The organism is Nocardia flavorosea NBRC 108225 (assembly GCF_001613385.1).
GTDB lineage: Bacteria > Actinomycetota > Actinomycetes > Mycobacteriales > Mycobacteriaceae > Nocardia > Nocardia flavorosea.
Genome location: NZ_BDCG01000012.1, coordinates 391,286 through 402,669, shown reverse-complemented (window position 1 = coordinate 402,669; position 11,384 = coordinate 391,286). Strand labels below are relative to the sequence as shown.

General features: G+C 67.7%; 10 protein-coding genes and 1 riboswitch. Of the genes, 7 read left to right on the top strand and 3 right to left on the bottom strand.

The window, feature by feature from the left end; all coding sequences use genetic code 11:
* Nucleotides 1-3 precede the first annotated feature (3 nt).
* The 4 genes from NFL01S_RS14810 (at nucleotide 4) to NFL01S_RS14795 (ending at nucleotide 4,420) form a co-directional block, all read left to right on the top strand.
* Entirely contained in the window at nucleotides 4-852 is an 849-nt protein-coding gene (locus NFL01S_RS14810; protein ID WP_062975913.1) for an enoyl-CoA hydratase/isomerase family protein, read from the top strand.
* Between the two features lie 529 nt (nucleotides 853-1,381).
* Nucleotides 1,382-2,545 carry a thiolase family protein gene (locus NFL01S_RS14805; RefSeq protein ID WP_062975511.1) on the top strand — a complete coding sequence of 388 codons (1,164 nt, stop codon included), beginning with the start codon at nucleotides 1,382-1,384 and terminating at the stop codon, nucleotides 2,543-2,545.
* 8 nt (nucleotides 2,546-2,553) lie between these two features.
* Nucleotides 2,554-3,702 carry an acyl-CoA dehydrogenase family protein gene (locus NFL01S_RS14800; protein ID WP_062975509.1) on the top strand — a complete coding sequence of 383 codons (1,149 nt, stop codon included), beginning with the start codon at nucleotides 2,554-2,556 and terminating at the stop codon, nucleotides 3,700-3,702.
* A gap of 94 nt (nucleotides 3,703-3,796) precedes the next feature.
* Nucleotides 3,797-4,420: a hypothetical protein gene (locus tag NFL01S_RS14795; protein WP_084492684.1), complete on the top strand. Its 624-nt coding sequence runs from the start codon at nucleotides 3,797-3,799 to the stop codon at nucleotides 4,418-4,420.
* Between the two features lie 182 nt (nucleotides 4,421-4,602).
* Here NFL01S_RS14795 and NFL01S_RS37600 read toward each other — a convergent pair whose 3' ends face one another.
* Nucleotides 4,603-4,926, bottom strand: a complete 324-nt coding sequence (locus NFL01S_RS37600) for an LLM class flavin-dependent oxidoreductase (RefSeq protein WP_210744788.1) — start codon at nucleotides 4,924-4,926, stop codon at nucleotides 4,603-4,605.
* A gap of 103 nt (nucleotides 4,927-5,029) precedes the next feature.
* The gene (poxB, locus tag NFL01S_RS14785) at nucleotides 5,030-6,769 is read right to left on the bottom strand and encodes a ubiquinone-dependent pyruvate dehydrogenase (RefSeq protein ID WP_062975505.1); all 1,740 of its coding nucleotides are present in this window, start codon (nucleotides 6,767-6,769) and stop codon (nucleotides 5,030-5,032) included.
* 321 nt (nucleotides 6,770-7,090) lie between these two features.
* Here poxB and NFL01S_RS14780 point away from each other — a divergent pair, with 321 nt between their 5' ends.
* Nucleotides 7,091-8,665 carry an adenylate/guanylate cyclase domain-containing protein gene (locus NFL01S_RS14780; RefSeq protein WP_062975503.1) on the top strand — a complete coding sequence of 525 codons (1,575 nt, stop codon included), beginning with the start codon at nucleotides 7,091-7,093 and terminating at the stop codon, nucleotides 8,663-8,665.
* On the opposite strand, the gene NFL01S_RS14775 is transcribed toward NFL01S_RS14780, so the two are convergent.
* Nucleotides 8,638-9,087 carry a 6,7-dimethyl-8-ribityllumazine synthase gene (locus NFL01S_RS14775; RefSeq protein ID WP_062975498.1) on the bottom strand — a complete coding sequence of 150 codons (450 nt, stop codon included), beginning with the start codon at nucleotides 9,085-9,087 and terminating at the stop codon, nucleotides 8,638-8,640. The genes NFL01S_RS14780 and NFL01S_RS14775 overlap by 28 nt on opposite strands.
* Nucleotides 9,088-9,162: 75 nt before the next feature.
* A riboswitch (FMN riboswitch) is annotated at nucleotides 9,163-9,321 on the bottom strand.
* A gap of 220 nt (nucleotides 9,322-9,541) precedes the next feature.
* On the opposite strand from NFL01S_RS14775, the gene NFL01S_RS14770 reads away from it, so the two are divergent.
* Nucleotides 9,542-10,438 carry a bile acid:sodium symporter family protein gene (locus NFL01S_RS14770; protein WP_062975496.1) on the top strand — a complete coding sequence of 299 codons (897 nt, stop codon included), beginning with the start codon at nucleotides 9,542-9,544 and terminating at the stop codon, nucleotides 10,436-10,438.
* Nucleotides 10,439-10,545: 107 nt separating this feature from the next.
* Nucleotides 10,546-11,364: an LLM class F420-dependent oxidoreductase gene (locus NFL01S_RS14765; RefSeq protein ID WP_062975911.1), complete on the top strand. Its 819-nt coding sequence runs from the start codon at nucleotides 10,546-10,548 to the stop codon at nucleotides 11,362-11,364.
* The last annotated feature ends 20 nt before the right edge of the window (nucleotides 11,365-11,384 follow it).

Sequence of the window (11,384 nt, the reverse complement as noted above, 5' to 3'; positions counted from 1 at the left end):
GCCGTGGGCAGTGCCGGTGAACTGCTCGTCGCCGATCACGACGGCATCCGCACCGTCACGCTCAACCGTCCACACCGCAAGAACGCGATGACCTGGGCCATGTGGCGCGACCTGGCGGACGTTCTGCGCGATACCGGTTTGGACCGGTCGGTGCGCGCCCTGGTGCTCACCGGAGCCGGCGGTGCCTTCTGCTCGGGTGCCGATATCTCGGTGCCCGATGCCCGGCACCCCATGGACAAGATGCGGATATTCAGCGATCTGGCGCTGCAACTGCACGAACTGCCGACCCCGGCCGTCGCCAAGGTGACCGGGGTGGCGGTCGGTGCCGGCTGGAACCTGGCATTGGGCTGCGATCTCGTGGTGGCCACCCCGGAGGCGACGTTCGCGCAGATCTTCGCCCGGCGCGGTCTCTCGCTCGACCTGGGCGGTTCCTGGCTGCTGCCGAAACTGATCGGGTTACAGCAGGCGAAACGGCTGGCACTGCTCGCCGAAACCATCGATGCCGCCCGCGCCGAAGCGCTCGGACTGGTCACCTGGATTGTCGCCGCCGACGAGATCGACGGGTTCACCGATGATCTCGCCGCCCGGCTGGCGGCCGGTCCGCCGGTCGCGCTCGCCCAGACCAAGGCATTGCTCAACGAAGGTGCGGATGCGACGCTCCGGGAGGCGCTCGCCGGTGAATCCCGGGCGCAGGGAGTCAATTTCGCCACCGCCGACGCCCCCGAGGCCTATGCGGCCTTTGCCGAGAAACGAGCACCCGGGTTCACCGGCGCATGGGCGCTGCCGCGCGCAGGGAACGGCGATGCCCCAGGGGGAGCGAAGGCGGTCGGGAGCCGGAAGAATGACCAGTAGCCGAGGTGTGCCCTCGACTGCCGGAAGCACCTGGATCCCGCAGGAGCCTGCCGGCCCCGATCAGGGTGACCCCGGCCTGCGTCGGCCGAACGGGTTGCAGCGGTACCCGGTGGACCGGGCCGCAGATGACCGCAGGATGGCCCGCGCGATCAGGCGCCGGGCCGTCCGAATCGGCGCGGCCCGCGTACGAGAATGGGACACGCCGGTTCGGGAGGTTCACCGCGGGTCGCCGGGGCGATCGGGTCGGGACCGAATCCCGGGTCGGACACTCCTGGGCGGTAGCTCTCCGGGGACCGGGCCGGCACCCTGTGGCGGCGGCCCGGGAGGCATCGGCACTCGGCCGAGTGCCGGATCAGGATCCGCGATCAGCAGTGGCTTTCCAGCTGTCCGGCCGGAGAAGGGCGTGGGCCTGGGGCTCGCGGTTCGCGATGATAGGGACAGCGGCGAACAAGCCGGTCGAAAGAGACGCCTCGCAGGCGTGCCGGGTATGGACGGCCTCGGCGGGGACGTCTCGGAACGGAGTGGGTAGATGCGCGAAGTAGTGATCGCCGGTGCGGTGCGTACACCGGTCGGCAAGCGGAAGGGCGGGCTGTCCGCGATGCATGCCGCGGACCTGTCGGCGGTGGTGTTGCGGGAGCTGGTCGAGCGGACCGGGGTGAGCCCGCAGCTCATCGACGATGTCGTGTGGGGTTGTGTGTCCCAGGTCGGTGATCAGTCGAGCAATATCGGCCGCTACGCGGTACTGGCGGCGGGATGGCCGGAATCCATTCCGGGGACGACGGTGAACCGGGCGTGCGGGTCGAGTCAGCAGGCGCTGGACTTCGCGGCGCAGGCCGTGATGTCGGGCCAGCAGGATGTGGTCGTCGCCGGGGGTGTCGAGGTGATGAGCCGGGTGCCGCTGGGTGCCGCGCGGGCCACCGGACAGCCGTACGGCCCGGCCGTGCTGGCGCGGTACGACGATTTCTCCTTCAACCAGGGATTATCCGCCGAACTCATCTCCGCGAAATGGGGTTTCGGCCGTTCGATTCTCGACGAATATTCGGCGCGGTCGCATGAACTGGCCGCCGCGGCGCAGGATCGTGGGGCGTTCGGGGAGCAGATCGTCGAGGTCACCGCTGCGGCCGGCGAATTCACCGAGGGGGGTGTGGTCACCGCCGATGAAGGGATCCGGCGCGGCACCAGCGCGGAGAAACTGGCGAACCTGACACCGGCGTTCCAGGACGACGGTGTCATCCACGCCGGTAACTCCTCCCAGATCTCCGACGGCGCCGCCGCCCTGCTGATCACCACGGCCGATCTGGCGGCCCAGCTGGGCCTGCGCCCGCTGGCCCGCTATCGGGCCGGCGCGGTGGCCGGCGCCGACCCGGTACTCATGCTCACCGGCCCGATTCCGGCCACCGAGAAGGTACTGCGCAAGGCCGGCCTATCGCTCGCCGATATCGGGACTTTCGAAGTGAACGAGGCATTCGCTCCCGTTCCGCTGGCCTGGCTCGCCGAAACGGGGGCCGATCCGAACCTGGTCAATCCGCTCGGTGGTGCGATCGCGCTGGGCCATCCGCTCGGCGCCTCCGGTGCCGTGCTGATGACCCGGATGTTGCACCACATGCGCGACAACGGAATTCGCTACGGACTGCAAACCATGTGTGAGGGCGGCGGTACGGCCAATGCCACCGTCGTGGAACTTATTACCTAGGAAGAATTATGCGCCGCGATCTGTTCAGCCCCGACCACGAGGCCTTCCGGGACCTTGCGCGGGAGTTCATCGAAAAGGAAGTCGTCCCGAACTATCCCGCATGGGAGAAGCAGGGGCAGATGCCGCGTGAGGTGTTCCGCCGGCTCGGCGGACTCGGATTGCTCGGTACCGCCATACCCGAGGAATACGGCGGTATGGGCACCCGCGACTACCGCTACAACGTGGTGTTGCAGGAGGAGGCGCAACGCGCGCTGGTCACGCTCGGTACGGTTCGTACCCAGCTGGATGTGATCCTGCCGTATTTCCTCGAGTATGCCGACCGTGATCAGCGGACCCGGTGGTTCCCCGGCCTGGCCGACGGCAGCCTGCTGACCGCGATCGCCATGACGGAACCGGGCACCGGCTCCGATCTGGCCGGTATCCGCACCACCGCGGTCCGCGAGGGCGATCACTACGTCCTCAACGGTGCGAAAACCTTCATCACCGGTGGATTGCTCGCCGATCTGGTGATCGTGGTCGCGCGAACCACTACCGATCCCGCGAACCGGCGCGCCGGGCTCACCCTGCTGGTCGTCGAGGACGGGATGCCCGGCTTCGAACGCGGCCGGGTGCTGGACAAGATGGGCTGCAAGGTGCAGGACACGGTCGAGTTGTCGTTCACCGATGTACGGGTGCCGGTGGCCAACCGGCTGGGAGAGGAAGGCGTCGCTTTCGGCTATCTAGGCCACAATCTGCCGCAGGAACGGATGACGGTGGCCGTGGGCTCGGTGGCGCAGGCCCGGGCCGCGGTAGCCGCGACCATCGAATATGTGCGGGAACGCAAGGCTTTCGGGACACCCGTGGCGTCGTTCCAGAACACCAAATTCGAGCTCGCCGCCATGTCCGCGGAGGTCGAGGCCGCGCAGACCATGGCGGACCGGGCGGTGCTGGATCTGGTGGACGGGCAACTCTCGGGCGCGGACGCCGCCCGGGTGAAACTGTTCGCCACCGAAATGCAGGCCCGTATCGTGGACCGCTGCCTGCAATTGTTCGGCGGTTACGGCTACATGATGGAGTACCCGATCGCCCGGCTCTACACCGATGCCCGGGTGGCCCGCATCTACGCGGGTACCAGCGAGGTGATGAAAGTTATCATTGCCAAAGACCTTGGTTTGTGATGTATAGCACACTGAATATTTCAGTGAGATCCACATCACAGGCGTGCGTTCGACTCTACTGTTTCAGCAGTTGGTTTATCGAACGGAGTACCCGGTGATCGGTCCACGGGATAAGCAGGTTGATTGCCTCGTCGACACCGAGTGCGGAATTCGCGCGGGGCTACATCCGGTCGACCTCGTACGTGCGCACGCCCGGCGCCACCCCCTGCGGCACCGGCTCGCGATCGTCGCCCCGAACACCGTGGACGCGGTGCAGTATGCGGGTGGTTTCATCTTCGACCGGATGATGGGCGGCTGGGAAGTGGTCGCCGTGCTCACCGAGCACGACGACGTCCGCCCCTTGGAGATCCTCGGCGCCACCGTCCTGGACCTGACCACTGCACTCGCCTCCCCGGTGCACGCCACGTGGCCGGAGAGCGTGCTGCTGGCCCCCGATGTGTTCGTCAGCAACGAATGGGTCCGCCGAGGGGCTATCGGCTGCCTGGACAAGGGACTGTCCGAACTGGCCGTCTGGGGTGACGACCTGCCCGACGAACTGGCCTGCCGGGTTTCCTCGGCGCACCACCGGTTGAGTACCGCGGCCCGGGCGTTCAAACGCTGTGCGCTCGGCGCGGCGGGGATCGCCGAGCGCGCGGACGAGGACCTCGAGATCTTCCACAGCGGCGAGGTTCTGCTGGCGGACCTGCGGGGCCGCCAGGCGCTGGTCCGCGCGGTCTGACCCGCGGATCGCCGAGCCGTCCACTGGCGGACCGAGCGCCTTCCGGGCCGGCCCGGCAAGCTTCGTATCGGCTCGATCGACGGCGCGGTTACCGCCGGCTCACCGGTGTGCGCCCGGGAACCGTTCGGGGAACTGCGACAGTTCATCGCGCTTTTCCTCCGGGACCGCGGAACCGGCGCTCATCACCACCCGTCCACGCCCTGCGCAGTGAAAGCCGCGAGTCGCTCGCCGGTCATATCGAATCCGCTCCAACGGGTGTACTCGAGCCGGTCCGGATCCCGGCCTGCTTCGGTGGCGGCCGCCCGCGCCGGCTCCCATTGGGCGGCGCGTTCGTCCGGGAGCAACGCACCGCCGGCGAAGTATCCGTCCCCGCGCTGTCCGGGGCGGCGGGCAGCCGGCGTGCTCGAGCCCCCGACATGAACCGGCAGCGTGGTATCTGCGATAGGGCTTCGGGAACTGGACGAGATCTCCGGTCGGGCCGGTCGGTCCGCGTGTGCACGGCGCACAACCGACGGAGTGAACCGGGTGTCCGCGCAGAAATTCCCGGCGGCACACCGCAACCGGCCCAGGCGTACGCCTGCGCCGTATGCCGCTGCGCTCGCGCGCCGCCTAGTCGAGGATGCGCCGGGCGACGTTGGTGGTGACCAGGTCGAGCAGTTCGTCGCCCCGGCCGGCGAGGATGGTGCGGATGGCGTAGAGGGTGAAACCTTTGGCCTGCTCCGCCGAGACGGCCGGCGGGATCGTCAGTTCCTGCCGTGCCACGACGATATCGACGAGCGCGGGTCCGTCGTGGGCCAGCGCCTCCGCGATCGCCGGCTCCAGATCGCCGGGTTGCTCGACCCGGCGCCCCCATATTCCCATCGCGCGGGCCACGGCACCGAAGTCGGGATTGTCCAGGCCGGTACCGAAGTTCACCACCCCGGCGGCCTTCATCTCCAACTCCACGAAGTTCAGTGACGAGTTGTTGAACACGATCACCTTGACCGGTAGGTCGTTCTGTACCAGCGTGAGCAGCTCGCCGAACAGCATCGTCACTCCGCCGTCCCCGGCCAGGGCGATCACCTGGCGTCCGGGGTAGGCGGTCTGCGCGCCGATGGCATGCGGTAGCGCGCAGGCCATCGTGCCGTGGGTGAACGAACCGGTCAGGCGCCGCCGGCCGTTCATGGTCAGGTACCGCGCCGCCCACGTCGTCGGCGACCCCACATCGAAGGTGAACACCGCGTCGTCGGCCGCCGACCGGTTCACCGCACCGGCAACGTATTCCGGCCGGATGGGGATGCGGCCCCGATCGTCGACCGCGAGTTCGTCCAGCGATCTACGGGTCCGCCGATAATGTTGCAACGACCGGTCCAGGTGGGCCCGATCGGTTTTCCGGGCGAGCAGCGGTAGCAGCGCCTCGGCGGTGTCCCGCACAGTGCCCACCATGCCCACGTCGACCGGAGTGCGCCGCCCGAGATGGCTGCCGCGGATATCGACCTGGATGACCGCGGCGTCTTCGGGATAGAACTGCGTATACGGGAAGTCGGTACCCAGCATCAGCAGTACATCGGCTTCTTTGATCGCCTTGTATCCCGAGGCGTATCCGAGCAGTCCGGTCATTCCCACGTCGTACGGGTTGTCGTACTCCAGGTATTCCTTGCCGCGGAATGCGTGCACGACCGGAGACTGCAGTGTTGCGGCCAGCGCCATGACCTCGTCGTGGGCGCCCGCGGTCCCGGCTCCGCCGAGAATCGTCACCCGCGACCCGGTGTTCAGGACGTCCGCCGCCCGGCGCAGTGTGGTGTCGTCGGGCCGGACCACCGACCGGGACGGCAGTACCGGTCTGGTGCTCCAGCGATCGCCGGGCAGCCGGCTCTGGAACACCTCTCCGGGGATCACCACGACGGCGACCCCGCGTTCTTCCACGGCCGCCCGCATCGCCATCTCCACGATCCGTGGGGCCGATTGTGGGCTGCTGACCAGCTCGCAGTAGACGCTGCACTCGCGGAACAACTCTTCCGGGTGGGTTTCCTGGAAATAGCCGGATCCGATCTCGGCGACCGGGATATGCGCGGCGACGGCCAGTACCGGAACCCTGGTGCGCTGCGCGTCGTAGAGCCCGTTGATCAGATGGAGATTGCCGGGGCCGCAACTTCCGGCGCAGACGGCGAGCCGGCCGGTCAGCGCGGCTTCTGCTGTCGCGGCGAACGCGGCGGCCTCCTCGTGCCGGACGTGCTCCCAGGTGATGGTGCCGTCCGATCGCCGTATCGCGTCGGTGAATCCGTTCAAGCTGTCACCGGGCAACCCGTACACGCGGCTGACCCCGCTGACCTGCAGTGCAGAGATCATATGTTGAGCAACAGTCGCCATGGCGCGACCCTACGCGCGACAAGCGCGATCGTCGGTGAGGTCGCCGCCTCGCACCGGAAAACAGGCAGCCCGGTTCCCCGCACCGGAGGATCTGCACACGCGAAAGGCCGGGCTGCTGTCCGGCGGCGCCACGACATAGCGCCTTCGCCCGGGCTCCGAGCCGAAACCGTTCCCGCTCGAACCGGTCAATCCTGCGGAGCACAGAAATCGCTACGCCGGAAGATCGTAAGGAGCGCGGAGGGCGTGGTATGCCTGAGGCCGGGTGCTGTACCGGTCTACCCGGCACTCGGTACGCGTGGATCCGGAAAGGGCGGGCAGAACATGCCGCGGAGCAACGACCCACTCGCGGCGGCACCATGGGGGTCGCGACTACTCGGGCGTGAGGAGGAGGCTGCGGGAATCCGGCGGCTTCGTATCCAATTGCTGTTGACGGTGCCGATCGTGCTGGCCAACCTGGCCGGTGTCTTCGTATCGATCACGCTGATCGGTTTCGTACTACCCGGACCTTCCGTGTTCACGGAGAAGATGATCCTGATCGATGCGGTCGCGGCTCCGGTGTACGCGGCAGTCGCCGTCCTGATCGGTGTGTGGTGGGGCACCGCCCGCGGGTTGGGCGCACTGGGCTGGGCCCTCCATCCCGATACGGTGCCCACCGAGGAACAGCAGGCCGCGGCCGCAGCGGTGCCGCGGCGGCTGGTGCGTATGCAGGCGTTGCTGTGGTTCGGGGGAGTGGTCGTGCTCACGCTGCTGGCCGGAATTGCCGACCCACGGTTGATCCCCAAGGTGGCGTTCGGCATCACCTTCAGCGCGATCGTGGTGTGTGCCAGTACCTATCTGATCATCGAGTTCGCGTTGCGGCCGGTGACCTCGCGTGTGCTGTCGGCGAGAACCTCTCGCGCCCGCAGCGGTATCGGTGTCTTCGGGCGATCGCTGTTGATGTGGCTGGTCGGCTCGGGTCTTCCCGTGGCGGGTCTGATGGTGGTGGCGGTGGTCGCGCTGACCACCGGCGAGGTGACCACCACACGGCTGGCGGTATGCGTACTGTCACTCGGCGGTGCGGCCCTCGTCATCGGCTCCCTGTTGATGATCCAGACATTGGCTGCGACCGTTGCCCCGATCAGTGGTGTGCGCCGGGCCATGCGCGAAGTGGAGAAGGGCGAATTCGATCTCACGCTCGCGGTGTACGACGGCACCGAACTGGGTGAACTGCAGAGCGGCTTCAACAATATGGTCGGCGGGCTCCGCGAACGCGAGGAGATCCGGGACCTGTTCGGCAGGCATGTCGGGCACGAGGTCGCCAAGGCAGCACTGGCCGGTAAGCCGGTGCTCGGCGGCGCCGAGGTCGAGGCCGCGGCACTGTTCATCGATATCGTCGGCTCCACCACCATGGCCGCGACTCTGAGCGCACCCGAAATGGTCGCGATCCTCAACCGGTTCTTCGACGTGGTGGTGGACGAGGTGGAAAAACACGGCGGCCTGCTCAACAAGTTCGAAGGCGACGCGGCGCTGGCCGTGTTCGGCACCCCCGCGCAACTGTCCGACGCCGCAGGCGCGGCATTGGCATGTGGCCGCGCGATCCGCGCCAGGCTCGATACCGGCGGCACGGAATTCGACGCGGCGATCGGTATCGCCGAGGGCCGGGTCGTCGCGGGTAATGTCGGCGCCCGGCAACGCTACGAATTCACGGTGATCGGTGACGCCGTCAATGAAGCGGCCCGGCTCTGCGAACTGGCGAAGCAGGATTGCCTGCTGCTCACCTCGGGTAAAACGGTCACCGCGGCCGCAGTCACCGAAGCCGGGCACTGGCAGCTCGGCGAATCGGTGACGCTGCGCGGCCGGCTCACCCCGACCCGGCTCGCCCGGCCGGTTCAGCGGGCTTCGACGGTATCGCGCTGAACGGTGGCCGCGATGGCGGCGGCCAGCTCCGCACCCTTGGTCTCGAAATGCCGCGTGAAATACGTCAGATGCTCACTGTGCTCGTGGAAGTGATGCGGGGTGAGGACCGCCGAGAACACCGGGACATCGGCCTCGAGCTGGATTCGCATGAGCGCATCCACCACGGTCGAGGCGACGAAATCGTGCCGGTAGATACCGCCGTCGACGACCAGGGCACAGCCGGCGAGTGCGGCGTAGCGGCCGGTCGCGGCCAGCCGTTTGATACGCAGCGGGATCTCGAATGCCCCGGGTACGTCGATCACGTCGACCTCGGTGAACCCGTGCCCGGCGAGCCCGGACCGGCAGGATTGCACCGCGCGGTCGACGATATCGGCGTGCCAGCGCGCGGCGACCAGAGCGATGCGGTTCGAGGTGGGCGACATAATTACTCCTCTTCGCTATGTCACCCAGGGCATGGCAACGCGAACAGGAGCGGCCCGTGCCCGGGCACTCCGCTGCCGCGTTCTCTTTCATCCGGACTGTGACCGTCGGCTCCGGGATCGCACCGGAATCTGCTCGACCCACCACGGAGGGTGGCGCTCGCGGGCTCGTGCCTCCGGATCGGCCCGGATGCCATTACCGCCGGTGGGGAATTCCACCCCGTCCTGAGAACGTGTACAGCGCGGACTCTAACAATGCCCCGCGGTTGCTGCTACGGCACCCCGGCGATTGCCTGCCCACCCCCGAAGTTCGCCGGGTTGCGCCGGGCACGCCTATCGACAAGATATGAGGCGACCGTATCGATGACCGCTTCAGCACCGGGTACCGTTCCCGGTGCGAGCCCCAGGTCGATGCTGCCCGCGGCCCGGGTATGCCTCGGCCGCCGGAAGGACGCATATGGGTTCCACCATTTTCGCGGTGGCGTTGCCGCTCGCGCTCGGGATCGTGATGTTCGGCCTGGGACTGACCTTGACGACCGACGACTTCACCCGCGTCGTGAAGTACCCGAAAACCGCAGTGATCGCGCTGCTCTGCCAGCTCGTTGTCCTGCCGCTGATCTGTTTCGGTCTGGTGCACCTGTTCGGTCTGGACGGAGTGCTCGCGGTGGGCATGATGCTGCTCGTTGCGTCACCCGGCGGTACCTCGGCGAACCTGTTCAGCCATATCGCCGGCGGTAACGTCGCACTGAACATCACGCTGACGGCGATCAATTCCGTGCTGGCCGTGGTCACGCTGCCCGTCGTGGTCGCCGTCTCCTATGCGGTGTTCCTGGACGACAGCGCGGCGATCGTCTTGCATCCCGCGAAGTTCGTTCAGGTCTTCGCCCTGGTTCTGATTCCGGTGGCGGTGGGTATGTGGGTGCGCCGGCGCTATCCGGACTGGTCCGGCCGCAGGCAGTCCACGGTGAAGTTCGCCGCCGCCGGTGTCCTCGTGTTCGTGGTCGCCGCCGCCCTGTTCTCGGAATTCGACACTGTCACCGGTCATCTCGGCGACCTGGGCCCGGTCGCTCTGCTGCTCTGTATCTGCAGCCTGCTCGTCGGCTATCTGGTGCCACGAGCCTTCGGGGTGGAACCCGCCGATGCCGTTGCCGCCGGGATGGAGATCGGGGTGCACAACGCCGCGCTGGCCATCACCATTGCGACCACCGTGCTCGGCAACGAGACGATGGCCGTGCCGGCCGGCCTGTACGGGTTTCTCATGAACATTCCCGCGTCGATTGCTGCCGTCCTGTTCGCCAGGTCCCACCGTGCCCGCCGTCCCTCGGTGCCGGCTGGGGTCGTGCCTCCCCGATAGGCTCGTATCCGAGTTCACGGCGCCCGAGGGCGCCGGACGAACCGAACTCGGCAGACTGGATATCCGGTGCCGGGGCGAGAGCCTCGGCACCGGTGGAGGAGGTGGTCGTGGACTACGGCGTTTCGACTTTCGTCACCGATGACGGCATCGGCCCGGCGGTGCTCGGCCGCGCATTGGAGGAGCGCGGTTTGGGTTCGCTGTTCCTGGCCGAGCATTCGCATATCCCGGTGGAGCGGACCTCGCCGTGGCCCGGCGGCGACGAACTGCCCCGCCACTACTACCGGACCTTCGATCCCTTCGTCGCACTGTCCGCGGCCGCGGCGGTCACCGAGCGACTGCGCGTCGGTACCGGTATCGCGCTCGTCGTGCAACGCGACCCGATCCATCTGGCCAAAGAAGTCGCCACCCTCGACCGGGTATCGAACGGGCGCGCCGTCCTCGGGGTGGGTGCCGGCTGGAACCGCGAGGAGATGCGCAACCACGGCACGGACCCGAAAACCCGGATGCGGCTGCTGCGCGAACGCGTGCTGGCGATCAAGGCCCTCTGGACCCAGGACGAGGCGGAGTTCCACGGTGAGTTCGTCGATTTCGGCCCCGTGTTCTCCTACCCCAAACCGGTCCGCACACCCCATCCACCGGTCCTGGTCGGCGGTGCCGGGCCGACCACCTTCGACCGCGTCCTGGACTTCGGCGACGGCTGGATGCCCCTGTACGGCCGCGGCACAGACAACCTGCCGGCCCGGATCACCGAATTACGTGAACGCGCGAACCGGCCCATGCAGGTCACCATGTTCGGTGTCCCGCCCGAACCCGAAATCGTCGCCGAACTGGCCGCGGCCGGCGTCGACGAGGCACTGTTCAACCTACCGACTCAACCCGAAGCCGAAAGCCTGCGCCGCCTCGACCGGTTTGCCGAACTGATCTGATCCCGCGGATACGCGGGCGG